This window comes from Brevibacterium sp. ACRRH (genome assembly GCF_022346365.1).
Classification (GTDB): Bacteria; Actinomycetota; Actinomycetes; order Actinomycetales; family Brevibacteriaceae; genus Brevibacterium; species Brevibacterium paucivorans.
On sequence record NZ_JAKRMN010000001.1, the window covers coordinates 410,291 to 437,112 of the forward strand.

Here is a 26,822-nt window from a genome sequence, read left to right on the forward strand (position 1 = left end):
AACGCATGCGGTGGATGGACATCGCCCCCGTGGCTGTCCTCGATGAGAAGAGTTTTGGAAGCCAAGCCTGGAGCGAAGAATTCTTTTGGTCGCAAATGGCCGTGCCGGGCAACCGGTTTTGGGTCGAGCGCGACGGTGGCCAGGTTCTGGGGTATGTGGGGCTCTCAGTTTCCGGCCCCCAAGGTGACATTCTGACGCTGGCCAGTGACCGCCGAGGTGTCGGCAGTCGGCTCTTGGATGTCGCCATGGACGCTGCGCGCGAAGCAGGAGTTGAAGCCTTGTATCTGGACGTGCGTGACGACAACGAACGCGCCATATTCTTATACGCTTCGCGCGGGTTTGAAGAGATAAACCGGCGGGCCGGCTACTATGCGGGCGCAGACGCCCTCATCATGCGTAGTAGCCTGTGAGTATGGACATTGAGGCCACACTCACTGAATGGGAAGACGGCTGTGATTTGGTGATCAGCGCGGACGCCCCCGTGGACTGTGCAACCGTGTGGAACTACGTGACGGATCCTGATTCTGCTTCCCAGTGGTTCGCTCCGTGGAGCCGAGATGACGACGTTGTGACTTTCGACTTTGACGGTGAAGCGCTTGCCGGGGAAATCATCGGGTGCGAAGATCAGCGGTTCTTCTTGCTGGAACTTCCTTTTGGGCGAGTGGGCTTGAGCGTCAATGGCGAAAAGCCTGATTCAACACGTATTACGGTGACTCAGACGTTCGCTACTTATGAGGAAGCGGCGCACACGGTTCCCGAGATTGGGCCGGTGTGGGACACGCACCTGCGCGCCCTGCTTACTGAGCTGGGTCTGAAGAACGTGGACATCGACGAAGATACCCAAGCGCGCAAGTACGCGAACCTCACGGTGGAGGACCTGTGACCGAACCGTTGGTGTTAGGGATTGAAAGTTCGTGCGATGAAACCGGTGTGGGGATCGTGCGTGGTCGCACCCTGCTGACGAACACGGTTGCTTCGTCCATGGACGAACACGTGCGTTACGGGGGAGTGGTGCCCGAGGTGGCCTCCCGGGCGCACATCAACGCTATTGGTCCTACCGTGCAGGCGGCGCTGGACGATGCGGGCGTGACTTTGAACGACCTCGACGGGATAGCCGTAACGGCCGGGCCGGGACTGAGCGGGGCGCTTATGGTGGGAGTGTCTGCGGCTAAAGGTCTGGCCGCTGCTACGGGCCTGCCACTGTACGGGGTGAACCACTTGGCGGCACACGTGGCCGTCGATATGGTGGCACCCGATTCGCCGGGGCTCACACTGCCCACCGTGGCGTTGCTGGTATCTGGTGGGCACACCGAAATTCTCACCATCACCGACATTGTCGACGGGGTGGAACTGGTGGGTGCCACGATTGATGACGCGGCGGGTGAAGCCTTCGATAAGACAGCGCGTCTGCTGGGTTTGGACTATCCCGGTGGCCCGAACATCTCGCGTGCTGCCTCGGGTGCTTTCACTGACGGGGTTGCAGGTGATCCGCACGCGGTTGCGTTCCCGCGGGGGCTTACGTCTGCAAAGGATATGCGTGACCCGGAACGACGCTATTCGTTTTCTTTTTCTGGTTTGAAAACCGCGGCCCTGCGGTATGTCACTCAAACACCGGACGCCAATGTTGCGGATGTCGCGGCCAGCTTCGAAGAAGCGATTGTGGACGTGTTGGTGAAAAAAGCGTTGTTGGCGTGTGAAGACTTCAACATTCCTCATTTGCTTGTGGGTGGGGGAGTTGCGGCGAATGGGCGGTTGCGCGCTCGCCTTGAGCAGGACTGTGCGCAGGCTGGAGTGACGTTGCGGATTCCGCCGTTTGCGCTGTGTACGGATAACGGTGCCATGGTGGCTGCGTTGGGGGCCGAGGTTCTGAGCCGTGGATTGCCACCGTCTAACTTTTCGTTTGGAGTGACAAGCTCATTGGAGGTCGACCACGTCTATGTCTGACCCACAGGTCTCCTTCGTGTCTGGTGACGGCTGGTGCGAAACACCCCAGGGTCGGTTCTGGGGACTGTTCGGAGCTGCCGGTTTGCTCATTCATGACCCGGAGCGGGGCGTTTTGCTTCAGCACAGGGTTGCGTGGTCAGCCCACGGAGGGACGTGGGGCATTCCGGGAGGGGCCAAGCACAAGGGCGAAAGTGACGTGGTGGCTGCGATTCGCGAAAGTCACGAAGAAGCAGGTGTGCCGGCTCTTGACGGGCACGACATTGAGATCATTGACGAGTACACGGTCGACAAGAGCGGTTGGACGTACACCACGGTGATTTGCCGGGCTCTGGCGCGACTGGAAGAAAGCATTAGTGACCCCGAAAGTGAGGAACTCGCATGGGTTCCCGTGGGCCAGGTTGAGAGCTACCCTTTACACCCTGAGTTCGCGAAGGCGTGGCCTACTCTGCGCAAGTCCCTGGGGTGACTTCCGCGCGTGACCGGTTTACCCAACACCTGTAGCGACTCGGGACCAACAAGTGCTGCGGCAGCCATGCCTAAAGCGCAGGGGCGGTGATGCTTGACGCCCTGAGTATCTGCAGATGGAAGATAGACATCTAACCTGGTAGCGAACTCACCTTTAGAATTCTAGCTTGGTATATCCCAGACTTACCGGAGGTAAATTTGTATACGTTTCATGTCGATGAAACCGGCCGTTCAGGAAAAGAAAAGTTTTTCTATATCGGCGGTTTAGTTGCTGACGAAAATCAGTTTATAACTGCTACAGCGCGCACTAAGGAAATTCGAAATAAGTTTAACTACAGTCAAACGGACCCATTCAAGTTCAGTTCGAATTCGAGGCCTAAGGAGAGGGTGTCGATTGAAGATTGGACGGCGTCGAAAAGAGAGGCGCTTGAGCTTATTAAGGAACTGGATATTAAGTTTCTCGCGCTGTACATTCATCACAGTATTGCCAATCCGTTGAAGCGAACTGAGGGAGTTGTATGGAATATGCAAAACCTTTTTCGCCACTATGCAAAAATTTTCTTGCAAGACGAGCCTGGCGCTGTTTGTCTTGACCGTGTGGACGAAAAATGGAGTAACAATGAAATAGCAAAAATTGCACAAAGTCAGATTCCCTTTAAAGATGAGATCATAGGAATTCCGGAAATTATTCATTACTCATTTACGGACCATCGCTTTTCGCATTTTAACTCGCTGGTAGACATTGCGCTGGGGACATTTCATTACTGTTGCGAATCCGCGTTTGCGGAAAATAAAGATGAGAGGATTGAAAAGGTGGAAACGATGCTTAGTCTTGTCTACCCATGTTTCGCCCGAGACGAAGCAACTGGATTAGTGACGGGAACGGGGTTGCTTCAGCAACCGAATTCGCCTGCCTCCAAGTACGAACATGAGTACAACACGTTGCAAGCGTTCTTAGCTGATCACAAGCCTGCTCAACAATAGTATCTCTATCTGTGCACCAACTAGAGGTGTTCCCCTCAGTTTGTGGTCTCTAAGGAATGCCGGTGTGAGCTGTGATGAGCGGAGACCACGCGTACGCGCCTCCTGTAAAGACATTGGAACATGCAGGGTGTGGTGTGACGTGTTTTCGAACTCCATGCGCTGAATGTAGGCCCCGGGGTTCGATTGTGCTATAGCCCATGAACGATCTGTGGAAAACCCGATTTCCCGGGTACACCTGTGCCACTAAGTCGTGTGTGCTGGGGACCGCGCTGAGTGGTTTACCCGACACCTCTCGAAAGGGGTGTTGACTAATTGCCCTTTTTGTTCGTTTTGTTCACGTTTTCGGCCCAAAATCGGCCCGTTACTCTACACCCCACACGAAAGTGTGCTGGCCTTTGTAGAGAAAACGGGACAAACCACCTCAGCAGCTCACTTGTGGTGGGTAAACCAGTAACTTACTCCGCGCCAGACCCAGGGGTGACTTCAGAAGGCTTCGTGGACTTGAACTCGTCAGCCAAAAGCTTGGCCACTTGGAACATGTCGCCCGTGTTTTCGTAGACGGCTCGCTGGCGCTCATATGACGCGCCAATGCGTGCGAACTCTAACATGCCCAGAAGCTCATCCTCGCACCCAAGTTCACGAGCAATCGGGGCCAAGAACTCCACCTCATCAGCAATCACGTGCTTCACCAGGCGTTCACGCCCCAGCTCGTTTTCAATGATGATCGCGTCCATCCCGTAACGCGCGGCACGCCACTTGTTTTCCACGTGGAACCACTGCGGCATGGTGGGCAAACTCAACCCGCGGTCCAAGCGATCGCAGAAGTGGTGCACCAGACACTGGACGAACGCGGTCACTGCGGCGACCTCGGCGATGGTAGGCATCCCATCACACACCCGCACCTCAATGGTTCCCCACTTAGGAGCAGGCCGGATATCCCACCGGATCTCATTGATCTGGTCAATCACGCCGGTCTTGAGCATGTCGCGTACGTACTTGTCGTACTCGCGCCATTCGGTGAACGGGTACGGCAACCCAGCGGTGGGCAACTGCTGGAACAACATGGCGCGGTTGGATGCGTAACTAGTGTCCGTGTCTTCCCAAAACGGGCTGGACGCACTCACCGCTTGCAGATGCGGCACGTAGCACATGAGTGCGTTCATAATGGGCAACACATACTCGCGTTTGTCGATACCGACGTGCGTGTGAACCCCGTAAATGAGCATGTGGTGGCCCCACCACTGCGTGCGGTTGATGAGTTCTGCGTAACGCTCTTTGTCGGTCACCTGTTGTTCGCGCCAGTGCGCAAACGGGTGAGTTCCCGCACTCATGAGGTCCAGGCCCAGCGGGTTGGTGATTTCGCGAAGCTGCGCAACAGAATCCTTGAGGTCCGCAACTGCGTCAGACACGCGCTCATGCACCCCGGTAACAACCTCGACCGTGTTCGTGAGCATTTCGCCCACGATGCACGAATCGAGACCAGCATCAGCAACAAGGTTGAGGACCTCCCCGGCGCGGGGCACCAAGTCCAAATTTTCCTTGTCAACCAGGGCTAGCTCCCATTCGATCCCTAAGGTCGAACGGGGGGACTGCGCAAAATCAACCATGATCGCAATCCTAGTGCGTAGCCCAGGAAGATACGGTGTGAGCTAGCTCGCTTGGTCGCCTGTCGCAACGGGGTTTGAATCGTCCGATGACCACCCTGACCAGGAAGGACCGTACAAAACCGGGGTCACGCCCACGCTCATCAGGCTCAACGCATTATGACACGCTGTGACACCAGACCCGCAGTAAACCCCCACTTCCGCGGTAACCTTGCCCGTTTCATCCAGCACGCCGAGGTCGTTCCACGCCTTGCGTAGTTCGTCCTCTGAGAGCCACAGCCCGTTAGGGGTGTTGAGGGTTGTGGGCCGGTTAATGGCACCGGGAATGTGGCCGGCCTTGGGGTCCATGGGTTCGTTGTCCCCGCGGTAGCGTTCGGCGGCGCGGGAGTCGATGAGGATGCCGGTGCGGGCGAGTTCAGCTGCCCCGGCTGCATCGGTAGTGGGAAGGGCTGGGGTGACGGAGTATGACGACGGCACGCGTTCATTGGTGTCTGGGCCGTGTTCCAGTTCGTAGCCAGCGTCCTTCCAGGCGGCCAGGCCTCCGTTGAGTACGCGAACGTTCGTGAGCCCCGCCCACATAAACAGCCACCACGCGCGGGCCGCCGCAAGCGACGAAGCGTCGTCATAGATGACAACCGTGGACTTCTCGTCAACACTCAGGCACTGCAGAGTCTGCTGAAACTCCTCAACGCTGGGAAGTGGGTGGCGACCCAGGTGTGGTTGATCGGGGCGGTGGCCAGACAGCTGTTCGTCCAGAGATACGTACGTGGCGCCGGGAATGTGGTTTTCCAGATAGTCCGGGTAACCGTTGGGCTTGTCCAAGGTCCACCGCACATCCAGGATCCGAACACGGGGTGTACCCAGAAGCGGGTGAAGTTGATCCACGTCGATCACGTACTGCGTCATTGAGTCGCCTCTCGTTTAGCAATTGCACATAACAGCCTAGCTAAACTTGGGCTCATGCGTCGTTTAATTACCGCAGGAATCTGTGCTCTGTTATTGGCCGGTTGTGGAGGATCCCAAGGGACCCCCACGCACACGTCAGACCCCGCGCAGAAAGCCGAAAAGTCCCAAACCACTTCCAACGCCCCTGAGCCCCAAGGCCCGGCGCCGATTGAAGGAATCAGCGAAGAGGACACTGCGGAAGCAAAAAAGATCGTCGAACAGATGTCGGATGAAGAACTGGCCGGATCTGTTTTGATGATGACGTACCACGGAACGGATCCGAAGGTCGCCGCGGACACCATCAAACGCTTGCACCTGTCGGGCAGCATCGTCATGACATACAACCTGGGCGAAACAGCCACGTTGAAAGACCTGCAGGCGACCACCTCGGCCATAAAGGAAGGCGGCAAAGACCGCGACTGGCCGGTTCTGACCTCAGTCGACCAGGAAGGCGGCCCCGTTGCCCGCGTACGTTCGGCAACCATGCCGTTCCCGCCACTCATGGCCGGTGGGGCCGTGCGCAACAAGGACACAGTCACCAACGCGACCCACGCGCAAGGTGCGGAACTACGCGACGCCGGTTTTTCGATCGACTTTGCCCCTGTCGCCGATGTCACCGTGGGTGCGAAAGACCCAGCAATCAACGTGCGGTCTGCCGGCGACAAACCTGGCTCGGTGAGCGACACGGTCGCGGCCGCAGTGAACGGGTATAGCAAGGCTGGGATTGGTTCGGCCGCCAAACACTTTCCGGGCCACGGTTCCCTCACGGTCGATTCGCACGAATCCCTGCCGGTGTCCAAGAAGTCGCTCAAAAAGCTGGGCAAAACGGAGTTTGAACCGTTTAGAAAAGCCGCCGAGGTGGGGGTCCCTATGGTCATGGTTGGCCACATTGCGTTGCCCGGGAAGGAAAAGCTCCCTGCTGATCTCAACCCCGAGGTGTACGAAACTTTGCGTAAAGACGTTGGCTTTGAGCATGTGGCAGTGACCGATGCGCTGAACATGGGAGCGATCACGCAAAAGGACGCGGCACTCACGGCGATTAAGGCGGGTGCTGACCTGGCGCTTATGCCAAACGACATCGAGCATGCTCACGCGAGCATCGTGAAGGCGGTGAAGAGCGGCGACCTGCCACGTAAACGGTTGACGGAGGCGGCAATCCGAGTGGTGTCACTGAGCCTGTGGCACAAGCGTAGCGCTGAGACCGCCAAGGGGAGTGCCCCCAAGCCTGAGGACGCGTTGCGTGCGTATGCGGAAGAGTCGCTTTCTGTTGTGAGCGGTGAGTGCAAAGTGGCTAAGCCACTGAAGCAGGCCCGCGTCGTTGGCGATGACCAGGTGGCGGTCAAGCGGCTGACAGAAGCGTTCAAAAACAATGGCATATCTGTTGGTAACGGTCCCACCGTGAGCGTGGGACAAAAACCGGCGGACGGGGCGAAGTACGTTGTGGGAATCGGTGCCCCGTGGAACGTGGACCGAGCCAAGGCCCACACCGTCATCGCCACCTATTCCGGCAATGAGTACGCGATGGATGCCGCAGCCAAATACATGGCAGGCACACTGGAGGCGAAGGCGCAGGTCCCCGTGAAGGTTCGCGGTAAGTCGCCTCAGTGCGGAAAGTAGCGCTGGCTGGGCGTCCGGCGCCCGGCGCCCGCTGGTTACGCCGTCACGGGCTGCGTCAACAACACCACGTGTTTTTCGCCCACACGGGTGAAAACCAAAGTCGCTGACTCGCTGCCCTGGGTGAGCTTCAGCTGGCGACGTACCTTCTCGGGAACAATATCCATTCCACGTTTCTTAATGATGACCTTGCCAATGTTGCGGGCCTTCAAAGCTTGGCGCAACGCTTTAATACCGGCGGGCAACACGTCAACAATCCGGTACTGAGACACCGCGCGCTGCGCGATGCCCGTCACAAGAGCTTCACCCGTCAGGTACGCAATCTTGGGCGAAATCCGCCACGCACCTAGAGGGTCACACAGGGCAGTGACTAGCCCGGCGCGCACTAGGGCGCCGTCAGGTTCAAACAGATACTCGCCCAGTTCACCAACCCCGGGTTCGTCCTCAGTGGGCACCTCGGACTCATGTACCGTGAGCGTGCCTGGCCCATCGCCCATGAGAAGAGCAGAGCGCCCCGCACGCTGGCACGCGTCGCCCGCGTACAGAGCCACTTCAACGACATCGCCATTGTGCGAAACCCACTGGGCTTCCCACTCGTCCGGCACGAGCGCATGATCCAACGCCGGTCCCATCTTCACGCCAGCTGCTCGCACCTCGGCGGCCTTCTCAACCACCCACGACAGGGAAGGCGAAAACGACTCCGGATCACTGAGCCTTCGCGCTTGCCCATCCCGGTGCGAACCCGACCTGCGGGCGGGGTCGCACCACAGCGCGTCAAACCCCGCCAGGTCCTGATCCTCAGCGGCACCGTGAACGACCTCGGCGGTGGGGAACTCACGCATATTGAACGCCGCGATCGCAGCGGTCACCTCATCAATCTCAACGGCGCGCACCTGCACATCCGTGCCCGCAAAAGCCAGCGCATCCGCACCAACCCCGCACCCCAAATCAACAACCGAGGTGACCCCAGCCTGACGCATGCGCGCCGCGTGGTGGGCGGCAACCGGAAGCCGCGTGGCCTGCGCCAACCCGTCGCGGGTAAACAACATGTGTGACGCAAACGGACCAAACTTGTCCTCGGCCTCGATGCGCAACTGAGCCTGTGTGAGGATCGCCGCCGTGAGTTCAGGGCTCAAACCCTGCCCTCTCAACTGCTTATTCAGCTGCAACTCACGCGAACGGTCGTAATCGAGTGAATCCAGAATCTTTAAAGCAGAAACGTCAAGAAGTTGTTTCAAAGTGCTGGGATCCATTTCACTATCGTAACTGGCGTATAGGGTGGAGACGTGAGCACACTACTGACCGCGCGCACCGTTCGCGAGATTGCACATGAACTGGGGCTTCGCCCCACGAAAACGCGTGGTCAAAACTTCGTGATCGACCCAAACACGGTGCGCATGATCGTGGAAGAAGCACAGCTGACCCCCGGCGAGCAGGTCGTGGAAATCGGCCCGGGATTAGGGTCGCTCACGCTGGGGCTGCTGGAAGCAGGCCACCCTGTCACGGCCGTCGAGATCGACACGTTGCTGGCCTCCCGGCTTCCGCGCACCATCGACGAACACGCCCCGGACGCCCACCCGCTCACCCTTATCAATGCCGACGCCCTTCACGTCACCGAACTTCCCACCACTCCCACGGCTCTGGTGGCGAACTTGCCGTACAATGTGGCTGTTCCGGTGCTCATGCACTTCCTGGAAACGTTCCCGTCGCTGACCTCGGTGTTGGTGATGGTGCAGGCCGAGGTGGCAGACCGTCTGGCTGCCACCCCAGGTTCGCGGGTGTACGGGGCACCCAGCGTGAAGGCCAAGTGGTACGGAGCCGTGACTCGCGGGTCGGACATTGGGAAGAACGTCTTTTGGCCGGCCCCCAACGTTGGCTCCGGGCTGGTGCGGATCGTGAAACACGCGGAACCATACGGTGACGAGGAACTGCGAAGGGCCACGTTTGATGTGGTCAACGCGGCCTTTGCCCAGCGCCGTAAGACGCTCAGGCAGGCGCTCGCCGGCCTTGTAGGGTCAGGCGCGGATTCTGAACAGGTGCTGGTGGACGCGGGCGTCGATCCCAAGACTCGCGGTGAAGCCCTGGACATCGACGCGTTCATCACGATTGCACGCACGTGGCGTGCGCGCGAGAACAGCACGCCACACACAGCCCCACAGAACGTGCCCACCACAGCCGGGGAGGCCTAAGCATGACAGCCGTGACCGCGCGAGCGCCCGGGAAAATCAACGTGTTCCTCCACGTGGGCGACCGCATGGAGGACGGATACCACGAACTTGTCACCGTTTTTCAAGCCCTCGACATGTATGAAGAGGTCACGCTGCGCCCGTGCTTCGACCAGCCGGACACCGTGGTGCGCAACATGTCCGGAAACGACACGTACCCCGGGCTCAGCCCCGTTCACGCAGTGACGCTCAAGGGCCGGTTCGGTTCGACGGCGATCCCGCTGGATCACTCGAACTTGGCGGTGTCTGCGATCAACCGCTTGGCTGCCCAAACCGGTGTACACGTTCCCGTCGAGGTCGAAATCGAAAAGAACGTTCCCGTTGCCGGTGGCATGGGTGGCGGATCGGCCGACGCGGCTGCCGCCCTTGTCGCCTATGCGAAACTCGCGGGCATCAACGACCCAGATCTTCTGCGTACAGTGGGCGCCGAACTAGGCGCCGATGTTCCGTTTGCTCTACGTGGCGGCTTCGCTGTGGGAACCGGCCGAGGCGATGAACTCAGCCCCATCTTAAGCTCCGGCGAGTTCACCTGGGTGCTTGCCACCTCGGTCGACGAACTTTCCACCCCCGTTGTCTACCACGCCTTAGACGATCTGCGTGACAGCGGCAAGGCGCCGCACGCCGGTGACGTGCAGACGCAGCTGGCGGATGTGTTGCAGGCGGTCGGTTCGGGGGACGCGCACGCGTTGGCGCAGGTTGTGCACAACGACATGGAACCCGCTGCGTTTGGGCTGTTGCCTGCCATCGCCGAGGTCGTCGACACCGGGCGGCAGGCAGGCGCCTTGGCGGCGTTGATGTCCGGCTCTGGGCCCACGGTGGGGTTCTTGGTCGAGGGGGCCACTCACGCGCTGGATCTCACTGTTCTGTTGGAAGCCAGTGAGTCAGTGAAGCACGTGGTCCGTGCGACGGGCCCGGCGTGCGGTGCCCACATTGTCACCCCTGGTTAGGGCGACTGGGAACCGAAGGTTTCGACCCGGATGGGTTCGGGGATCGTGCGCCAGTGCTCGCGTGGCCACTTCTTGGTGGTGAGCCGCTCCGCCCGCAGGAACATGGTTTCGTCACCGGTTGCTTTTGCCATGACGGCCAGCGCGTTGGCGAGTTCTGCCGGCCCCGCTTGTTTCGCCGCGATGTCGTCAGCTGCCAGTTCCACCAGGAGCGTTGCCGAACGTTTGAGTGGCGCAAAAACATGCAACATCTGATCCAGGGTTGTGAGGATTGAGAGGATTTTGCCGTGGCGCTGTGTCACATGGGCGTATTCGTGAGCCAGCACGGCTTGAAGCTGCCCAGGCGTCAACGCGTCCTGTAGTCCCGTTGTCACCATGATGGTTCCAGGGTGGCCAGCTGTTGGGGGAGTCGACAAGGCTGCTGGATACGTGTGTTCCACGGTGGTGAGCGTGAACCCCGGGCGGTCTTCTTGGGTTACCACATGCGTGTTGAGGGTGGCGATCACCTCACGCACATCTTTGGTTACGGGTGCGGTTGCCATGACCCAGAACCCCATAGTCGCAATAGTTAGCAGGGTTGCTAGGACAAATGCCCACACGCTGGTGAAAGGAATTGTGGAGGTGAGGGCGGGGAGCATATACACAACCAGGGAAATGGCAGCCGCGAACACACACCACACGCCCACCACCGTGGACCCCAGTTGGACATGCAACGACAGGGAAGGAAACCGCAATTGAAAGCGGGTGCGCATGAGTATGGGTATCAGTACGCCCGTGACACACGCGAGGGCGATACACGTGATTGCGCTGGCGAGCACTGACCTTATTTCGTGAACGCCGAACGCAGAAGCTCAAGGTCGCGACTGTCCAGGTTCCCGGCGAACGCCAGAAGAGCGGCTTCGCGGTCATTTGCCTGGTCTAACACGCTCACCATGTCGTCCACAGTCTGTTCTTCGTTAGTGCGAACAGCTTCGAACTTGGTCTTGCGAGGGGAAGGGCCACCACGTTTGACGTGCCCCTTCTTCTCCAAGCGTGTAAGCGTGGTCATCACGGTGGAGTACGCAGGAGTGTGGTCAACAAACAGACGCTGAATGTCGCGAGCACCCAAAGGTGCAGGGGCGTCCCACAAGAAATTCATGATTTGGGATTCCAGTTCACCCCATTCGCGGATCCGTGCCACAGTCGTCCTTTCGCTCAGATAACCACTATTCTATGTCGCACTAGCGAAATGCGCTACGACTTGTCCTCATCGGTGGGCTGAGAAGACTGAGGAGGCTGAGAAGACTGAGGAGACGCGGACTCCTCAGCTGAGTCCACCTCAATGGGGTCGCCGTTGTCGTCTAAGTACTCGCCCGTCGAATAGTCATAGTTGACAGGGTTACCGTCTTCGTCGGTCCGTTGATACCAGGCCGTCAGGTCCTCGGCTTTGGAATCAAACGTGGCTCCGGCTACGTACTTGGACGTGCTCGAAGTGGGCTCGATCGAAATAGCGAAATCGTCACCGTGCTTTTCAATACCCCGTCGCACCATGGACTTCAGTGCTTGGCTTTCTTGGAGCGCTCTTGGCGGACCTTCTTCTTGCGCGCGGCTTTCTCTTGTTGCTCCTGGAGTTTGGGGCCCATACGGATGTCGATTTCGGGCTCTCCGGAAGTGGTGGTTTCGTCGTGAGAATCGTTGCGTTTCGTGCGGTCGTTGTTCATTTTTCCTCACTGGGAGCCGGGGAGCTTCTTCTCAGACTATCGCGCTTGTGAAAATGAGTGAGGTTTGTCTCTCTACTGTGCAAGAAATCTTGCACTATAATCGTGCAGGACATCTTGCACAATGGCTTGTGGATCAATTTAGGAGGCGACGTGACACCACCTCGGACATACACCCACCCAGACGCCGACGACCTGGTTCTTGCTCGTGTGTTGTATGCGCTCAGCGATCCGGTCCGGCTAGAAATGGTCAGGCGGTTAGCGTCTGTGGAGGAAGCTGACAGCTTAGATCTGGCCGATGACCTTCCTCGCTCGACACTGACGTATCACACGCGTATCTTGCGCGAGAACGGTGTGACGTTTACTCGATCGCAGGGCCGTTCGTGCCTTATCTCTTTGCGCTTTGATGATGTGGAAAGGCGGTTTCCGGGTTTACTGAAGTCCCTCATTGTGTCGCTGGAAGAGGAGCACGCTGGCCAAGGAGGGGTGGATCGCGCGTGATAACGAAGCTGTGGCCATACGTTCTTGGCAGTGTTGTGCTTGGTCTGGACGCTTACGTGATCGCCGGCCTGTTGCCCACGATCGCAACTGATCTTGATGCCACCGCGGGAATGGTTGGGATCGGTGTGGCCGGGTTTACCGCCGCGTATGCTGTCGTCGGTCCGATCTTGGCTGGGGCGGCCGGAAGAAGTGCGTCCCGGTCGTTATTTCTCGCGCTTGTCGTGTTTGTGATTGCCAATATCGGGTCGGCGATTGCGGTATCTGTCGGTCTGTTTATTATTTCCCGTGTCGTTGCAGGGGCGGCTGCGGGTATATTCTCGCCGCTCTCGTCATCCGTGGCGGCAGCTTCAGTTCCTGCTGAGCGAAGGGGGCGTGCGTTGTCGCTCGTTTTGGCGGGTTTGGCGTGTGGAACGGTGTTTGGAGTTCCGGTGGGGCTACTTGTTGCGCACGCGATGTCATGGAGGTGGACCTTTGGCCTGATTGCCGCAGTGGGGCTTATAGCCACGATCGGAATATCTATGCGTGGCAAGAGCGGTATCGCGGATGTTGCTGCGCCCTCGCTTCGGGCTCGTCTAGTCACACTTACCCGGGGACCCAATGTGGTGACAATGCTAGTGACGCTTTTGACGGGTGTATCTTCGCTTGGGCTGTACACATACTTTTTGCCACTGCTGGATGGGCTGGGGCTCAGTCATCACAAGATGTGGCTAATTTGGGTGTGGGGAATCGGCGGTGCGGTCGGTGCCCTCTTGGTGGGACGTGTGGTTGACGCAGTGCCACGCCCCTTGCTGGTGACGGTGTTTATTACGGCTATGTTGGCGGTAACCTTTGCGCTACTTGGCTGGAACGTGTCCGTTGTTGTTTCTGCCATGTGCGTATTCGCGTGGGGTGTGCTCGGTTGGTCCTCTCTAGCGCCACAACAGCACACGTTGATTACGGCGAACCCGGCCGATGGCACAACAGCAGTCGCAGCTAATGCATCGGCAAACTACTTAGGCTCTGCGCTTGGCGCGTCGGCTGGAGCGATCGTCATTGATGCTGGTGTTGCAGGTGCGGGTTTGGCGCTTATTGCGGTAGTTCCGGCTGTTATTGCATGCATTCTGCAACTGTTTCGCATCCGGATGGCGCGTGCTTAAGTGCTTTGCGTGCTTAATGCCTGGCAGTCGCATGGATACAGTCGCAGTCGGAAGTAATCTAGTTATGACGTATCTATAGAAGGGACCGTGCGTGCACCTGTTAGGCGCTGAATCGATCAGTCTGTCCTACCCCAACCGGGTCGTTCTTGACGACGTGACCGTTGGGGTGTCTGCGGGGGACCGCATTGGGATCGTGGGGCGCAACGGCGACGGGAAGTCCACGCTCATTCGGATTCTGTCCTCTGACTTACCGCCGGACTCCGGCCGGGTAACCTCCCGAGGTGGCACCCGGATTGGGTACTTGCGTCAAAGTGACGATTTGGGGGAGTCTGCCACGGTGCGCCACGCGGTGGTAGGCGACGTTCCCGACCACGAATGGGCCTCGGACGCCGAGAAACGCGACGTGATCCACGGGCTTTTGGGTGACCTTCCGCTCGATACTCCTACTCAGAGCCTGTCTGGGGGACAGCGACGCAGGGTTGCACTTGCAGCTCTTCTGGCCCAACCGTGGGACGTGCTCATTTTGGATGAGCCCACCAACCATTTGGACATGACGGGTGTGCGGTGGCTAGCTGAACACGTAAAGAAGCGGTGGCCAGCCGGGCAAGGCGCGTTCTTGACCGTCACCCACGACAGGTGGTTCCTCGACGAGGTGACGACCCGCACGTGGGAAGTCCACGACGCCACAGTCGACGCCTACGACGGCGGCTACGCGGCATATGTTCTGCAACGGGTCGAGCGTGACCGGCAAGCACAGGCGGAAGAAGCTAAACGCCAAAACTTGATGCGAAAAGAACTCGCGTGGCTTCGCCGAGGTGCCCCCGCCCGCACCTCCAAACCCAAGTTCCGTATTGATGCGGCGAACGCGTTGATCGCAGGCGAACCTCCTGTGCGCGACACGGTTGAACTCGTATCCATGGCGACTTCACGGCTGGGCAAAGATGTTTTTGAAATGGTGGGTGCCTCGGCTGCGTTCGCCACAGATGACAATCCCGAGGTCGTTCGCACGGTCATCGAACCGACCGACTGGATCGTGGGGCCCGGCGACCGGATTGGCATTTTGGGTGCAAACGGTGCTGGAAAATCCACGCTGGTAGGCCTCTTAACAGGACGAGTTGAACCCGCCTCGGGCAGGGTGAAGCGCGGCAAGACCGTGCGCGTGGCCCTTCTTGACCAACAACTGCGAGAACTTGACGATGTCCAAGACGACTTCGTGCGCGAAATCGTGGGGCGCAAACGCGAAGTGCAGACCGTGCAAGGGGACCTGACACCGAGCCAGCTCCTTGAGAAGTTGGGGCTGGGAGGCGTTCTTAAGTCCCGTGTGAAAGACCTTTCGGGTGGTCAAAAGCGCAGACTTCAACTGTTCATCGTTCTCATGGATGAGCCGAACGTTCTGATTCTTGACGAGCCCACCAACGACATGGATACCGACATGCTCGCTGCCATGGAAGACCTGCTCGATCAGTGGCCGGGCACGCTCATCGTCATTTCGCACGACCGCTACTTCACGGAACGCGTCACCGACCACCAGTACGCGGTACACGGCGGGCACGTACGCCACCTGCCCGGCGGAGTCGATGAGTACTTTGCCCTGCAACAGCGGGAGGACGCAGCACCTCGGCAGACACAAACGCCCACCAAACCCGCTGAGAACTCACACGGGCTCAGTTCCGCGGAACACCGGAGAATCACCAAAGAAGTGCAGGCCGTGACGCGCAAACTTGAGCGGATCGACAGTGAAGTTGCGCGACTGGATAGCACGATCGCAGAGCAAGACCAATCCGATTTCGAAGGCTTGGCACAGCTTTCTGCTTCACGCAATGAACTGCTCGAAGAAAAGGACGAGCTGGAACTGCAGTGGCTTGAGCTGTCTGAGCAGTTGGAGTAGAGAAGTGCCTCGGGTGGTTTGGTTCCACCCGAGGCGCGATTCTATTCGGTTGTTTTGATCTGGCTGTGTTTCTACACGTTCTTGCAGAGGGTTTGCGCGACGCGGTTGAAGGTGTTCGTCATCTGGCTCATCTCATCGCGGTGAGCCTGAGCCATAGGTTCGAGTGTGCGACCTAAACGACGGTAAAAATCGACTGCGAGACGGGCAGCGTCCTCCGTGTAGTACAAGACGATGCGACGCTTATCTGCGGCATCGCGGTCACGCACAATGAGGCCACGGTCTGACAGTCGTTCAAGGATCGACGTCAAGGTCGACGCAGAGAGAGACAGGTGTTCAGAAATGTACCCCGGCGTGACAGTGATGTCTTGATCGCTCGCGGTCATTACTGACAAAAGAACGTAGAAGTCGACGTGGTTCATGTCATTGTCGCGCGCGAAGCGTGAGCCTACGACGCGTAAAATTGTGCTCTGGCGAATCAGAGCATGCGTAAGTCCGGCGAGTTCGTCATCGTTGGTGCCTGGTGAAGGGAATTCGTCGGACCCCGTCATATCAAATAGTTCATTCAGGGAATCAGGCAACATACTGCAATGATAGACAATGCCTGATCAGGTGGCATGTCTGTCTCATTTTGAAGTGTATGTGAACGCGGTGTGTCTTTTCGGTGAATCCGCTATTATTAGAGAAGTTACAAATTTTGCCAGTTGCGCCAATGTGGCACGTGGCCTCCGCTGGTAGCCCTCTTGTGGTTAAAAGGTTTGAAGTGTGCCCATGTGTTTAGGAGAAAAGGTGAAGCGCAAGTTTCTTGCTCCCATTACCGCTATTTCAGTTATCACCGCACTAGCAGTTTCCGCTTGCGGCCAGGCTCCTGACGAAGCGGGAGGCGACAAGAAGTCCTCAGACTTCAAGTCCTGCATCGTATCCGACGCCGGTGGTTGGGACGACCGTTCCTTCAACGAATCCTCCAAGGATGGTTTCGACCGCGCAGTTGAAGAATTTGGCCTGCAGAAGGGTGAAGCAGAATCCAAGGACGACTCCGACTACGTCCAGAACGTCGACAACATGGTGCAGCAGGGGTGCAACCTCATCTACGGCGTTGGCTTCAACCTCGCTGGTGTCCTCACTGACTCTGCCAAGCAGAACACTGACGTTCACTACGCGCTGATCGACTCGACCTTCTCAGAAGCTGACGGAACCCCCGTTGAAGTTGAGAACGGCAAGCCACTTCTCTTTAACACTGCCGAAGCCGCTTTCCTTGCGGGTTACCTGGCAGCTGGAACCACCGAGACCGGAAAAGTTGCAACATTTGGTGGAATGCAGATTCCTTCCGTTGCTATCTTCATGGACGGTTTTGCCGACGGTGTGAAGCAGTACAACGACGACAACGGCAAAGATGTCAAGCTCCTGGGTTGGGACAAGGAAGCTCAGAAGGGTTCATTCTCCGGTGACTTCGACAACCAGTCCCAGGGCCAGGCTCTGACTGAACAGTTCCTGTCACAGGGTGCCGACATCGTCATGCCAGTCGCTGGTCCTGTGGGACTGGGTGCAGCTGCTGCAGTTGCTAAGAACGACAAGGCTAGCCTGATTTGGGTTGACGCTGACGGATACGAAGCGATTCCCGACTACAAGGACCGCGTTCTGACATCGGTGGTCAAGCAGATTTCGAATGCTGTGTACGACACCACTGTGGAATCCAAGGACGACAAATTCACGGCTGAGCCATACGTTGGAACGCTTGAGAACGACGGTGTGGGACTTGCTCCTTACCACGACTTCGAAAGCAAGATCGACGATGAACTGAAGTCGAAGATTGACAGCCTCAAGCAGGACATCATCGACGGAAAGATCAAGATCGAAACGCCGAACGCACCTACCAAGTAATTCCATAGCGATACCCGGCCCGGAACAGTTCCGGCCCGGGTATCGTTGTGCTCGAGCCCTGTGAGGAGACACCGTGCAACTTGAATTACAAGGAATTACTAAGCGATTCGGGTCGTTTACGGCTAACGACTCGATTGACCTCACCCTCAAACCTGGCGAGATTCACGCTCTGCTTGGTGAAAATGGTGCGGGTAAATCAACGCTTATGAACGTCTTGTACGGGCTGTATGAACCCACAGAAGGATCGATCCTTCTGGATGGGAAACCCGTAAAGTTTTCCGGCCCCGGCGACGCTGTCGCGGCAGGTATCGGAATGGTGCACCAGCACTTCATGCTCATTCCCGTTTTCACGGTTGCTGAGTCGGTTGCTCTGGGTTATGAGCCCACCAAATCTTTGGGACTTCTTAACCTCGATGAGGCTCGTTCCAAGGTGCGCGAAATCTCCGAACGGTTCGGGTTCGATATTGACCCGGACGCCATTATCGGTGACCTGTCAGTGGGAGCGCAGCAACGAGTAGAGATCATTAAAGCGCTGTCCCGTGACGCTCAAGTCTTGATTTTGGATGAGCCCACAGCGGTTCTCACACCACAAGAAACTGATGAGCTTATCGAGATCATGCGTCAGCTCAAGGACCAGGGCACATCGATTGTGTTCATTACCCACAAACTACGCGAAGTTCGCGCGGTCGCTGACGCCATCACGGTTATTCGTCGCGGAAAAGTTGTTGGTACGGCTTCACCCGAATCGACCGAGTCTGAACTCGCTGGTTTGATGGTTGGGCGTGATGTCAACCTCACAACCGACAAACAAGATGCACAACCAGGCGACGTGAAGTTCGCCGTGAACGATCTCACGGTGCTTGACAAGTCGGGCTTCCCAGCGGTTAAAGACATTTCCTTTGAAGTACGCGCCGGTGAGGTGCTCGCAATTGCCGGTGTGCAGGGCAACGGTCAGACCGAACTGACTGAAACCATTATTGGCCTTCGAACTCCAGTGCAGGGCTCCATTACGCTCGGCGGAAACGAACTCGTTGGCACGTCGGTGAAACACCGCTTGGACGCAGGGATCGGATACGTTCCAGAAGACCGGTCCACAGACGGCATGATCAAAGACTTCTCCATTCGAGAAAACATGATTCTCGACTGGTACAACCGACCTCCGTACTCACAAGGGCTCGCGCTGAAACCACAGGTCATTAGGGACGAAGCCGCGAAGAAGGTCGAGGAGTTCGACATTCGGCTCGGCACGATCGACGACCCGATTTCCACTCTGTCTGGTGGTAACCAGCAGAAAGTGGTTCTGTCGCGCGAACTGGGACGTGAGCTCAAACTCTTGATCGCTTCACAGCCCACTCGTGGTCTCGACGTTGGGTCGATCGAGTTCGTTCACAAACGTATTATTGCCGAACGCGACGCAGGTACCCCCTGCATCATCGTCTCCACGGAACTCGACGAAGTGCGAAACCTTGCCGACCGCGTGGCGGTCATGTACCGAGGAAGCATCGTAGGGATTGTCCCTGCGGACACTCCTCGTGATGCGTTGGGCCTCATGATGGCCGGAGCATCGGAAGAAGAAGCTATGGCTCGCGTTGCTGACGGAACAGCAGTAACCGCAGTCAGTGAGGCAGCGCAGGAGGACATCGTATGAGCGCGCCCGTGAAAGAGAAGAAGACAGAAGCGAACGCTCGTCCGCAGTCACCGTCGGTTCTGCGTCAAATCGTGACGGGGACTTTCGGTGTATCGGTGCTGTCTATCGTTCTTGCACTTATCTTCGGGGCATTCCTGATCGCGTTCGCAAACCCGGACGTCCAGAAGGCTGCGGGATATTTTTTCGCCCGCCCAACTGACCTTCTGTACTACGCGTGGACGTCAATCACGGAAGCGTATGTGGCGCTATTCCGTGGAGCGGTCTTTGACTGGCAAGCTAACTCGGTGACCCGCATGATCCGCCCGTTCACCGAATCACTTGTGCTGTCTACTCCACTCATTTTCACCGGGCTGGGAATCGCGTTGGCGTTCAGGTCTGGCCTGTTCAACATCGGTGGTCAAGGTCAGGTGCTCCTGGGTGCGATTGTCGCTGGTTTTGTTGGTTATGCGATCGATCTTCCTCCCGGGATTCACTTGCTGGTTGCCCTGGTAGCAGGAACCTTAGCGGGCGCCCTGTGGGCAGGAATCGCCGGTGTGCTCAAGGCACGCACGGGTGCCAACGAAGTGATCGTGACCATTATGCTGAACTCGATCGCCGGGTTCCTCTTGTCGTACCTGCTCAAGCAGTCCTGGTTCAGGCAAACCGGGTCCGCTAACCCCATTACTACGGAGATCCACAGTTCAGCGGCCCTGTTCCCGCTCCTTCCAGCTCCGTTCCGTCTGCACTTCGGTTTCCTGATCGCCATCGCCGCCACCGTGCTCGTGTGGTGGATTCTGGAACGCTCAACGATTGGTTTTGAGTTCCGTGCAGTGGGATCCAACCCTGACGCTTCACGCACAGCGGGTATCTCCGTTCAGCGCGTCACCATTCTGGTGATGGCGCTCGCTGGTGCGCTCGCTGGACTGGGTGGAGCCGCACACGTGCTTGGAACGGAAATGAAGATTACCGGTGGTGTCGCCGGGCAGATCGGGTTCGACGCGATCACGGTGGCACTGTTGGGACGGTCTCGTCCGCTGGGTACGTTCTTTGCCGGTTTGCTGTTTGGTGCTTTGAAGTCCGGTGGATACCTCATGCAGGCGCAGACCGGTACACCTATTGACATCGTTCTGGTTGTGCAGTCGACGATTGTGCTCCTCATTGCAGCACCGCCGTTGGTCCGCGCGATCTTCCGATTGCCAGCGCCCGTTGCTAAGGAGGCTGCATGAACACCCTGACTAAGGAATCCCAAATGCCTACAGCTCTGCAGCCCGTCGAGTGGAAGTACCCCATTGTCTACGGTGTTCTAGCTGTCATCGCGTTTGCAGCATTCGGGTTGGGTGCGCCTGGCGATGCACAGACGACGTTCGCGTTTACTGCCCCCGACGCGTTTCTCTCTATCCCAGATTTGGTTGTCGCTTCGAAGGTCACCGCGATCGTGGTGGGTGTCATTCTCTTGGCGCTTGCCGGCTTTAGCCTGTGGGCCACACGTTCCCGTGCCGAGGTGGGAGTATGGCTCCCGCTGGTGTTCGGAGTTTTGTTTGTGTTTGCGTTCCTGACGTGGGCCGGTGCTGGCCGAGGTGTCATCGCCACGACCTCGTTGTTGGCCGGTGGTCTGGCGTTGTCCGTTCCGCTGATCTTTGGTGCCATGTGTGGTCTGGTGGGCGAACGGTCCGGCATTATTAACATCGCGATTGAAGGCCAGTTGTTGGCTGGTGCGTTCCTCGCGGCAGTCGTTGCGAGTGTTGCCAAGAACCCATACGTGGGCCTGATTGCAGCGCCATTGGCCGGAGCCATCGTGGGTTCAATTCTGGTGTTCTTCGCTGTGAAGTACTGGGTCAACCAGATCATCATTGGTGTTGTTCTCAATGTTCTCGTCGTGGGGCTGACAAACTTCTTGTTCTCGACGCTTCTCACACAGAACCAGGAACTGTGGAACTCCCGTCAGGCGCTGCCTGCTCTGCCGATCCCGCTGCTGAGCGAGATCCCCGTGATTGGTCCAGTGTTCTTCAAACAGAACATCTTGGTGTACCTCATGTACGTGGTCGTGATTGTCTTGCACGTTGCTGTGTTCCGCTCCAAGTGGGGCTTGCGGATGCGCGCAATCGGTGAGCACCCACGAGCTGCCGACACGGTGGGCATCAACGTCAACCGTGGACGTGTTCTGAACACGATCTTCGCCGGTGCGATCGCAGGACTTGGTGGTGCGTTCTTTACGATCGGCTCAGGTCTGGCTTTCGGTAAAGAAATGACAGCCGGTCAGGGATACATCGCTTTGGCGGCAATGATCTTGGGTAAGTGGAACCCATTTGGAGCGCTGTTCGCAGCGATTCTGTTCGGGTTTACCAAGAACCTGGGTAACTCGCTTTCCGCGATCGGGGCGCCTATTCCGCAGGACCTTCTGTTCATGTTGCCGTACATTGTGACGATCTTCGCGGTTGCAGGGTTCGTGGGGCAGGTTCGCCCACCGGCTGCAGAAGGCATCCCGTACTCCAAGCAGTAAAAGAGGTCAGAATGGATTGGGACGTTTTGCGTGAACGCGCGCGTGCCGTGATGGAAAATGCGTATGTCCCGTATTCGAAATACCCGGTTGGCGTGGCCGCTCTCGTTGACGACGGGCGAATCATCGTGGGGTGCAACGTTGAAAACGCGTCCTACGGGCTAGGCCTGTGTGCCGAATGCGGCCTCGTTTCGGAGCTTCACCGGACGGGAGGTGGCCGGTTAGTCGCTTTCGCGTGCGTTGATGAACACGGCAACAAACTGGTGCCGTGTGGCCGGTGCCGTCAACTGCTGTACGAACACGGTGGGCCAGATCTTCTTCTGGACATGCCGTCTGGGATCGCGCCACTTTCCCAGGTGCTCCCGGAAGCTTTTGGACCTGATCACTTAAGGAGCTGACATGATCGAACCATTTGACGCCGTCGATGTGATTCGCACAAAGCGTGATCGTGAAGAACTCAGCGACGAACAGATCGCATGGGTCATCGACGCCTACACGCGCGGTGTTGTCGCCGATGAGCAGATGTCGTCGTTGGGAATGGCGATCTTCCTCAACGGGATGAGCCCTCGCGAAATCGCCCAGTGGACGCACGCGATGATCGAGTCTGGCGAGCGGATGGACTTTTCGAGCTTGTCGAATCCCACCTCGGACAAACACTCAACAGGGGGAGTGGGGGACAAGATCACTTTGCCACTGGCCCCATTGGTTGCAGTCTTTGACGTGGCCGTTCCGCAGTTGTCTGGACGTGGACTGGGGCACACCGGTGGCACGCTGGACAAACTGGAGTCGATTCCCGGTTGGCGCGCCAACTTGAGCAACGACGAACTCATGAGCCAGCTTGAGGACATTGGCCCAGTGATCTGTGCTGCTGGAACCGGCCTGGCCCCGGCGGACAAGAAGCTCTATGCACTGCGCGACATCACCGGGATCGTCGACTGCATTCCGCTCATCGCGTCGTCAATCATGAGCAAGAAGATCGCCGAAGGCACCCAGGCGCTCGTGCTCGATGTGAAGGCCGGTTCGGGGGCGTTCATGAAGGACGTCGAACAGGCAACTGCCCTTGCCCGCACCATGGTGGAGTTGGGGAAGAACGCAGGTGTTGAGACCTCGGCGTTGATTACCGACATGTCCACCCCGCTTGGGCTCACGGTTGGTAATGCGCTGGAAGTCCGGGAGTCCGTCGAGGTGTTGGCCGGCGGAGGGCCCGCGGACGTTGTAGAACTGACGGTTGAGCTGGCACGTGAGATGCTCGCGCTGGTTGGCAAGACCGAGGTGGATGTCGAGGCCGCGCTCAAAGACGGTCGGGCGATGGACATGTGGAACCGCATGATTGAACGTCAGGGTGGCGACCCGCACGCGACGCTACCCACCGCAAAAGAAACCCACATGGTGACGGCTGAGGAATCGGGTGTTGTGACGACCCTTGACGCGCTGAGCGTGGGGGTTGCGTCGTGGCGTCTGGGTGCTGGGCGCGCACGCAAGGAAGACCCAGTGCAGGCCGGTGCCGGTATTGAGCTGCACGCCAAGCCAGGTGACACCGTGACTGCTGGCCAGCCTCTGATGACTTTGCACACGGACGAACCGCAGCGTTTTGAACGTGCGCTCGAATCTCTTGAAGGCGCGTGGAGCATTGGCCAGCAGGCTGCGCCTCGCACTGTTATTTTGGACCGAGTTTCCTAACCGAAAGGACCCCCCAATGACCACCCGCACTGATGTTGCACAGATGATCGACCACACGCTTCTCAAGCCCGAATCAACTCCTGATGACTTCGCCGCGCTGGTTGAGGCCGGTAAGGAACTTGGGGTGAAGGCTGTGTGCGTGTCGCCTTCCGCGCTTCCACTCGCTGACACCGGTGACCTGGTGGTGGCCACGGTTGTTGGTTTCCCGTCCGGTGCGGTCAAGCCACAGATTAAGGCTGCCGAGGCGGCCCAGGCTGTGCGTGACGGCGCCCGTGAGATCGACATGGTGATCAATGTGGGGCAGGCAATCGCGGGAGATTTCGCTGGGGTCGAGGCTGACATCAACGGGGTAGTGACTGCCGTTGCCGAAGCGGCAAAGGACCTGGGTCTTCCGGGTGCTACCGGCCCCGAGTCAGCGACTGAAGGTGCCGCGATCGTCAAGGTGATTATTGAGTCGGCGGCTTTGAACGACGAACAGATCGTGGGCGCGTGCGAGGCTGCTGTGCGTGCAGGAGCCCACTACGTGAAGACATCGACTGGGTTCCACCCGGCAGGTGGCGCAAGTGCTCACGCTGTCAAGCTGATGCGCTCAACTGTGGGCGATGCTCTGGGTGTGAAGGCTTCCGGTGGGATCCGTGACGCACAGGCAGCACAGTCCATGATCGAGGCTGGGGCGTCGCGCCTGGGCCTGTCAGGAAGTGCTGCCGTGCTCGACGGTTTCACGGCATAAGCACCGTGAACGGTTGAAGGGCGTTGTTTGGGTGCCCCTGGCAAGGAGGTCACCTAAACAACGCCCTTGTTTTTCTTGCAAAGGTATCTAGTCAGGGCCGTCGCAGGGAGACGATCACATAAACAATCCAAAGGCCACCGAAAAGAAGGGTAAGTAGACCACTCCAAGGAAACAATAGCTCCGCTGGTGAGCCGTATATGTTTGCGTCGCGAGACATTCCTGTAATAGTTCCGCATGCAACAAATATTGCCAAGCTCATTGCGAATGTAGCGCCCAAAACAGTGTTTGTGATGATCTTTCGCGACATAGGCTTCCTCACTTCGGGTTGCAAGCTTGTGCGATGGTCTGGGGCAAACCCGTAGGTGTGATTTTTATCTAGGTTCTTATTTTCTTTGCCCTTTTCTACGGACTTAATGAGCGACGCTCTTGCTATTGCATGAAAAGTGCATGCAGATCACTCATACCTTGCACCGCGGTGTGCGTTAAGTGATATGCACAATTGTACGGTAAACCAACGGCGCGTCAAGGCTTCCGGTGGGATCCGTGACGCACAGGCAGCACAGTCCATGATCGAGGCAGGGGCGTCACGCCTGGGCCTGTCAGGAAGTGCTGCCGTGCTCGACGGTTTCACGGCATAAGCAGGTCAGCTACGTATTACTGCAGGAACTCAGCGAGGTCTGCAGTAATACGGTCCAGCTTGGCGCGCGCTTCTGCAAGAGCCTGCGGGTACGTGCTCTCATCCGCCGTTTCAACGGCCTCCAGATAGCACTTGAGCTTGGGCTCTGTTCCCGACGGGCGGATCACCACCCGGTCGCCTGACTCCGTTAAGAGAGCAAAACCGGGGGTACCCGGAAGGGACTCCGACCCTTGCGACAGGTCAACGACCTCGGTCACGGCAGACCCACCCAAATCAGCGGGAGGTGCCGACGCAAGCCGGTCCAACATCTTGTCAATGTGCTTCAGGTTGGTGACGCGGATCGTGTACGGGGCGGTGAGGAAAATACCGTCACGCACACGAATGCGCTTCAGCTCATCGTCAACGGTGCGCCCTTGCGCGTGGAGTTCGGCAACAAGGTGAGCGATCACGACCGCGGCCGACACGCCGTCCTTATCGCGCACAACCTGAGGGTCCACGCTGTAGCCCAGCGCCTCCTCGTACCCGAATACCAGGTCGGTGCCACGGGAGATCCACTTGAAACCGGTCAACGTGGTGCGGTGCGGGACCCCGTGGAAGTCCGCGGCCTGGGCCAACGCACGTGACGACACGATCGAGTTGGCCACCGTCCCAGGGGTCCGGGAAGCAATGAAATCGCCCAGGAGCAAACCAACCTCATCACCGGTCAGCTGACGGAACGCGCCGTGGGAGTCCGGGATTGGAACAGCGATCGACACGCGGTCGGCGTCTGGGTCGTTGGCGATGACCAGCTGCGCGTTTTCAGCTTTTGCTGTTTCAAAGGCCAAGTCAAGGGCCCCAGGTTCTTCCGGGTTAGGGAAGGTGACAGTGGGGAAGTCCGGGTCGGGCTGCGCCTGCGCCTCAACCGGCGTCACGCGCGTGAACCCGGCCTGCTTAAGCGCGGTGAGCGTAGTGTCATTGCCCACCCCGTGCATCGACGTGTGGACAATCCGCAGATCAGCCGGCGCGTCCGACACACCCAAACGCGACCTGATCGTGGCGATGCTGGCCAGGTACTCCTCGGTGACGTCGACGCTTTCCCACCCGGACTCTGCGCGAGGAACATCCGCGACGCTCTCAACACGGGAAATGTGCGACGCGATCTGCGAATCAAACGGCGCAACGATCTGTGCTCCTGCGCCGTGCGTGGCGCTTTCGTGAGCAGCGTCCTCACTCGCGGCCCCAATTCCGGCGAACGCCATGCCCGGTGCCCCCGCCGTGGCGTGGGCGGCGCTGGCCTGCGAAACGGTGTCAGCCAGGTATACGGCGGCCTGCGGGCGGGCACCCAAGTACACTTTGTACCCATTGTCCCGAGGTGGGTTGTGGCTGGCCGTGACCATCACCCCGGCGTCGGCGTCGAGGTGGTTGACGGCAAACGCCAGCATCGGAGTCGGTTTGCGGGCCGGCAACATGAGCGCACGGCCACCAGCGGCGGTGACAACGGCTGCAGTGTCCAGGGCAAAATCCTCTGAACCGTACCGGGCGTCACACCCGATCACCACGGTGAAATTGTCCCCCACGGTGTCGCGCAGAAACGCGGTGAGCCCTGCTGCTGCACGGATCACCACGGCACGGTTCATCCGGTTGGGGCCACCGCCTAGCTCGCCACGCAGACCCGCGGTCCCAAACTGCAACATGCCAGAAAAGCGGTCGGCCAAATCATCGAGTGCCCGGGCCGACTCTTCACCTGGCTCCTGCGTCGCTTCAACCAGGTCCGTCAGCTGTTTCCGGGTTTCTGGGTCCGGGTCATCTGCGATCCATGCGCGTACAGCATCAAAGTCCACACTCAT

At 58.4% G+C, this 26,822-nt stretch carries 27 protein-coding genes and 1 pseudogene; 19 read left to right on the top strand and 9 right to left on the bottom strand.

Going from position 1 to position 26,822, the window contains the following annotated elements; all coding sequences use genetic code 11:
• The first annotated feature begins 5 nt into the window (after window positions 1-5).
• From MHX53_RS01875 to MHX53_RS01895, 5 genes are all read left to right on the top strand, one after another.
• Entirely contained in the window at window positions 6-410 is a 405-nt protein-coding gene (locus MHX53_RS01875) for a GNAT family N-acetyltransferase (RefSeq protein WP_239271054.1), read from the top strand.
• A gap of 2 nt (window positions 411-412) precedes the next feature.
• Window positions 413-883: a hypothetical protein gene (locus MHX53_RS01880; RefSeq protein ID WP_239271055.1), complete on the top strand. Its 471-nt coding sequence runs from the start codon at window positions 413-415 to the stop codon at window positions 881-883.
• On the top strand, window positions 880-1,944 hold the full coding sequence (gene tsaD / locus MHX53_RS01885; RefSeq protein WP_239271056.1) for a tRNA (adenosine(37)-N6)-threonylcarbamoyltransferase complex transferase subunit TsaD: 1,065 nt from the start codon (window positions 880-882) through the stop codon (window positions 1,942-1,944). The genes MHX53_RS01880 and tsaD overlap by 4 nt, the downstream gene beginning before the upstream one ends.
• A complete protein-coding gene (locus MHX53_RS01890; protein ID WP_239271057.1) occupies window positions 1,937-2,410 on the top strand; it encodes an NUDIX hydrolase in 474 nt (157 codons plus the stop codon). The genes tsaD and MHX53_RS01890 overlap by 8 nt, the downstream gene beginning before the upstream one ends.
• A gap of 386 nt (window positions 2,411-2,796) precedes the next feature.
• Window positions 2,797-3,393 (top strand): hypothetical protein, encoded by a 597-nt coding sequence (locus MHX53_RS01895; RefSeq protein ID WP_239271058.1) that lies wholly within the window; start codon window positions 2,797-2,799, stop codon window positions 3,391-3,393.
• A 455-nt stretch (window positions 3,394-3,848) separates the two neighbouring features.
• Here the strand turns inward: MHX53_RS01895 and MHX53_RS01900 are convergent, their stop codons facing one another.
• A complete protein-coding gene (locus tag MHX53_RS01900; RefSeq protein WP_239271059.1) occupies window positions 3,849-5,000 on the bottom strand; it encodes a glutamate--cysteine ligase in 1,152 nt (383 codons plus the stop codon).
• A 42-nt stretch (window positions 5,001-5,042) separates the two neighbouring features.
• Window positions 5,043-5,903: a sulfurtransferase gene (locus MHX53_RS01905; RefSeq protein ID WP_239271060.1), complete on the bottom strand. Its 861-nt coding sequence runs from the start codon at window positions 5,901-5,903 to the stop codon at window positions 5,043-5,045.
• 54 nt (window positions 5,904-5,957) lie between these two features.
• Here MHX53_RS01905 and MHX53_RS01910 point away from each other — a divergent pair, with 54 nt between their 5' ends.
• Complete coding sequence (locus MHX53_RS01910; protein WP_239271061.1) at window positions 5,958-7,559, top strand: glycoside hydrolase family 3 N-terminal domain-containing protein; 1,602 nt, start codon at window positions 5,958-5,960, stop codon at window positions 7,557-7,559.
• 35 nt (window positions 7,560-7,594) lie between these two features.
• Here MHX53_RS01910 and MHX53_RS01915 read toward each other — a convergent pair whose 3' ends face one another.
• On the bottom strand, window positions 7,595-8,809 hold the full coding sequence (locus tag MHX53_RS01915) for a class I SAM-dependent methyltransferase (protein WP_239271062.1): 1,215 nt from the start codon (window positions 8,807-8,809) through the stop codon (window positions 7,595-7,597).
• 33 nt (window positions 8,810-8,842) lie between these two features.
• On the opposite strand from MHX53_RS01915, the gene rsmA reads away from it, so the two are divergent.
• Window positions 8,843-9,745 (top strand): 16S rRNA (adenine(1518)-N(6)/adenine(1519)-N(6))-dimethyltransferase RsmA, encoded by a 903-nt coding sequence (gene rsmA, locus MHX53_RS01920; RefSeq protein WP_239271063.1) that lies wholly within the window; start codon window positions 8,843-8,845, stop codon window positions 9,743-9,745.
• A 2-nt stretch (window positions 9,746-9,747) separates the two neighbouring features.
• Window positions 9,748-10,728 carry a 4-(cytidine 5'-diphospho)-2-C-methyl-D-erythritol kinase gene (locus MHX53_RS01925; protein WP_239271064.1) on the top strand — a complete coding sequence of 327 codons (981 nt, stop codon included), beginning with the start codon at window positions 9,748-9,750 and terminating at the stop codon, window positions 10,726-10,728.
• On the opposite strand, the gene MHX53_RS01930 is transcribed toward MHX53_RS01925, so the two are convergent.
• The 4 genes from MHX53_RS01930 to MHX53_RS01945 all read right to left on the bottom strand — a co-directional run bounded on the left by MHX53_RS01930 (window position 10,725) and on the right by MHX53_RS01945 (window position 12,425).
• On the bottom strand, window positions 10,725-11,477 hold the full coding sequence (locus tag MHX53_RS01930; RefSeq protein WP_239271065.1) for a M56 family metallopeptidase: 753 nt from the start codon (window positions 11,475-11,477) through the stop codon (window positions 10,725-10,727). The two genes, MHX53_RS01925 and MHX53_RS01930, sit on opposite strands and share 4 nt — an antisense overlap.
• Window positions 11,478-11,548: 71 nt before the next feature.
• A complete protein-coding gene (locus MHX53_RS01935; RefSeq protein ID WP_239271066.1) occupies window positions 11,549-11,905 on the bottom strand; it encodes a BlaI/MecI/CopY family transcriptional regulator in 357 nt (118 codons plus the stop codon).
• A gap of 53 nt (window positions 11,906-11,958) precedes the next feature.
• Window positions 11,959-12,255 carry a hypothetical protein gene (locus tag MHX53_RS01940; protein WP_239271067.1) on the bottom strand — a complete coding sequence of 99 codons (297 nt, stop codon included), beginning with the start codon at window positions 12,253-12,255 and terminating at the stop codon, window positions 11,959-11,961.
• A gap of 5 nt (window positions 12,256-12,260) precedes the next feature.
• Window positions 12,261-12,425, bottom strand: a complete 165-nt coding sequence (locus MHX53_RS01945) for a hypothetical protein (RefSeq protein ID WP_239271068.1) — start codon at window positions 12,423-12,425, stop codon at window positions 12,261-12,263.
• A 102-nt stretch (window positions 12,426-12,527) separates the two neighbouring features.
• On the opposite strand from MHX53_RS01945, the gene MHX53_RS01950 reads away from it, so the two are divergent.
• The 3 genes from MHX53_RS01950 (at window position 12,528) to MHX53_RS01960 (ending at window position 15,947) form a co-directional block, all read left to right on the top strand.
• The gene (locus MHX53_RS01950; protein WP_239271069.1) at window positions 12,528-12,923 is read left to right on the top strand and encodes a helix-turn-helix domain-containing protein; all 396 of its coding nucleotides are present in this window, start codon (window positions 12,528-12,530) and stop codon (window positions 12,921-12,923) included.
• Window positions 12,920-14,059: an MFS transporter gene (locus MHX53_RS01955; protein WP_239271070.1), complete on the top strand. Its 1,140-nt coding sequence runs from the start codon at window positions 12,920-12,922 to the stop codon at window positions 14,057-14,059. The genes MHX53_RS01950 and MHX53_RS01955 overlap by 4 nt, the downstream gene beginning before the upstream one ends.
• 91 nt (window positions 14,060-14,150) lie before the next feature.
• Window positions 14,151-15,947, top strand: coding sequence for an ABC-F family ATP-binding cassette domain-containing protein (locus MHX53_RS01960; RefSeq protein WP_239271071.1), 1,797 nt, complete (start codon window positions 14,151-14,153; stop codon window positions 15,945-15,947).
• Window positions 15,948-16,018: 71 nt separating this feature from the next.
• Here MHX53_RS01960 and MHX53_RS01965 read toward each other — a convergent pair whose 3' ends face one another.
• Window positions 16,019-16,495, bottom strand: a complete 477-nt coding sequence (locus MHX53_RS01965) for a MarR family winged helix-turn-helix transcriptional regulator (protein WP_239271072.1) — start codon at window positions 16,493-16,495, stop codon at window positions 16,019-16,021.
• Window positions 16,496-16,733: 238 nt separating this feature from the next.
• Here MHX53_RS01965 and MHX53_RS01970 point away from each other — a divergent pair, with 238 nt between their 5' ends.
• The 8 genes and pseudogenes from MHX53_RS01970 to MHX53_RS02005 all read left to right on the top strand — a co-directional run.
• Complete coding sequence (locus MHX53_RS01970) at window positions 16,734-17,825, top strand: BMP family ABC transporter substrate-binding protein (protein ID WP_239271073.1); 1,092 nt, start codon at window positions 16,734-16,736, stop codon at window positions 17,823-17,825.
• 73 nt (window positions 17,826-17,898) lie between these two features.
• Complete coding sequence (locus tag MHX53_RS01975; protein ID WP_239271074.1) at window positions 17,899-19,473, top strand: ABC transporter ATP-binding protein; 1,575 nt, start codon at window positions 17,899-17,901, stop codon at window positions 19,471-19,473.
• Window positions 19,470-20,678: an ABC transporter permease gene (locus MHX53_RS01980; protein WP_239271075.1), complete on the top strand. Its 1,209-nt coding sequence runs from the start codon at window positions 19,470-19,472 to the stop codon at window positions 20,676-20,678. The genes MHX53_RS01975 and MHX53_RS01980 overlap by 4 nt, the downstream gene beginning before the upstream one ends.
• The gene (locus MHX53_RS01985) at window positions 20,675-21,952 is read left to right on the top strand and encodes an ABC transporter permease (RefSeq protein WP_239271076.1); all 1,278 of its coding nucleotides are present in this window, start codon (window positions 20,675-20,677) and stop codon (window positions 21,950-21,952) included. Before MHX53_RS01980 ends, MHX53_RS01985 begins: the two co-directional genes overlap by 4 nt.
• A gap of 11 nt (window positions 21,953-21,963) precedes the next feature.
• A complete protein-coding gene (locus MHX53_RS01990) occupies window positions 21,964-22,347 on the top strand; it encodes a cytidine deaminase (protein WP_239271077.1) in 384 nt (127 codons plus the stop codon).
• Between the two features lies 1 nt (window position 22,348).
• Window positions 22,349-23,629 (top strand): thymidine phosphorylase, encoded by a 1,281-nt coding sequence (locus tag MHX53_RS01995; RefSeq protein ID WP_239271078.1) that lies wholly within the window; start codon window positions 22,349-22,351, stop codon window positions 23,627-23,629.
• A gap of 16 nt (window positions 23,630-23,645) precedes the next feature.
• Entirely contained in the window at window positions 23,646-24,359 is a 714-nt protein-coding gene (locus tag MHX53_RS02000) for a deoxyribose-phosphate aldolase (RefSeq protein ID WP_239271079.1), read from the top strand.
• A 521-nt stretch (window positions 24,360-24,880) separates the two neighbouring features.
• Window positions 24,881-24,997, top strand: a pseudogene (locus tag MHX53_RS02005) (2-deoxyribose-5-phosphate aldolase); the annotation flags it as partial.
• Window positions 24,998-25,013: 16 nt separating this feature from the next.
• Here MHX53_RS02005 and MHX53_RS02010 read toward each other — a convergent pair.
• Complete coding sequence (locus tag MHX53_RS02010) at window positions 25,014-26,822, bottom strand: phospho-sugar mutase (RefSeq protein ID WP_239271080.1); 1,809 nt, start codon at window positions 26,820-26,822, stop codon at window positions 25,014-25,016.

Excerpts from the sequence above, each read along its gene's own strand:
- MHX53_RS01880 (WP_239271055.1), top strand. The coding sequence starts at position 413 with ATGGACATTGAGGCCACACTCACTGAATGGGAAGACGGCTGTGATTTG.
- MHX53_RS01925 (WP_239271064.1), top strand. The coding sequence starts at position 9,748 with ATGACAGCCGTGACCGCGCGAGCGCCCGGGAAAATCAACGTGTTCCTC.
- MHX53_RS01985 (WP_239271076.1), top strand. The coding sequence starts at position 20,675 with ATGAACACCCTGACTAAGGAATCCCAAATGCCTACAGCTCTGCAGCCC.
- MHX53_RS01980 (WP_239271075.1), top strand. The coding sequence starts at position 19,470 with ATGAGCGCGCCCGTGAAAGAGAAGAAGACAGAAGCGAACGCTCGTCCG.
- MHX53_RS01875 (WP_239271054.1), top strand. The coding sequence starts at position 6 with ATGCGGTGGATGGACATCGCCCCCGTGGCTGTCCTCGATGAGAAGAGT.
- MHX53_RS02000 (WP_239271079.1), top strand. The coding sequence starts at position 23,646 with ATGACCACCCGCACTGATGTTGCACAGATGATCGACCACACGCTTCTC.
- MHX53_RS01990 (WP_239271077.1), top strand. The coding sequence starts at position 21,964 with ATGGATTGGGACGTTTTGCGTGAACGCGCGCGTGCCGTGATGGAAAAT.
- MHX53_RS01930 (WP_239271065.1), bottom strand. The coding sequence starts at position 11,477 with ATGCGCACCCGCTTTCAATTGCGGTTTCCTTCCCTGTCGTTGCATGTC.
- MHX53_RS01905 (WP_239271060.1), bottom strand. The coding sequence starts at position 5,903 with ATGACGCAGTACGTGATCGACGTGGATCAACTTCACCCGCTTCTGGGT.
- MHX53_RS01900 (WP_239271059.1), bottom strand. The coding sequence starts at position 5,000 with ATGGTTGATTTTGCGCAGTCCCCCCGTTCGACCTTAGGGATCGAATGG.
- MHX53_RS01995 (WP_239271078.1), top strand. The coding sequence starts at position 22,349 with ATGATCGAACCATTTGACGCCGTCGATGTGATTCGCACAAAGCGTGAT.
- MHX53_RS02010 (WP_239271080.1), bottom strand. The coding sequence starts at position 26,822 with ATGAGTGTGGACTTTGATGCTGTACGCGCATGGATCGCAGATGACCCG.
- MHX53_RS01940 (WP_239271067.1), bottom strand. The coding sequence starts at position 12,255 with ATGGTGCGACGGGGTATTGAAAAGCACGGTGACGATTTCGCTATTTCG.
- MHX53_RS01890 (WP_239271057.1), top strand. The coding sequence starts at position 1,937 with ATGTCTGACCCACAGGTCTCCTTCGTGTCTGGTGACGGCTGGTGCGAA.
- MHX53_RS01910 (WP_239271061.1), top strand. The coding sequence starts at position 5,958 with ATGCGTCGTTTAATTACCGCAGGAATCTGTGCTCTGTTATTGGCCGGT.
- MHX53_RS01945 (WP_239271068.1), bottom strand. The coding sequence starts at position 12,425 with ATGAACAACGACCGCACGAAACGCAACGATTCTCACGACGAAACCACC.
- MHX53_RS01965 (WP_239271072.1), bottom strand. The coding sequence starts at position 16,495 with ATGACGGGGTCCGACGAATTCCCTTCACCAGGCACCAACGATGACGAA.
- MHX53_RS01915 (WP_239271062.1), bottom strand. The coding sequence starts at position 8,809 with ATGGATCCCAGCACTTTGAAACAACTTCTTGACGTTTCTGCTTTAAAG.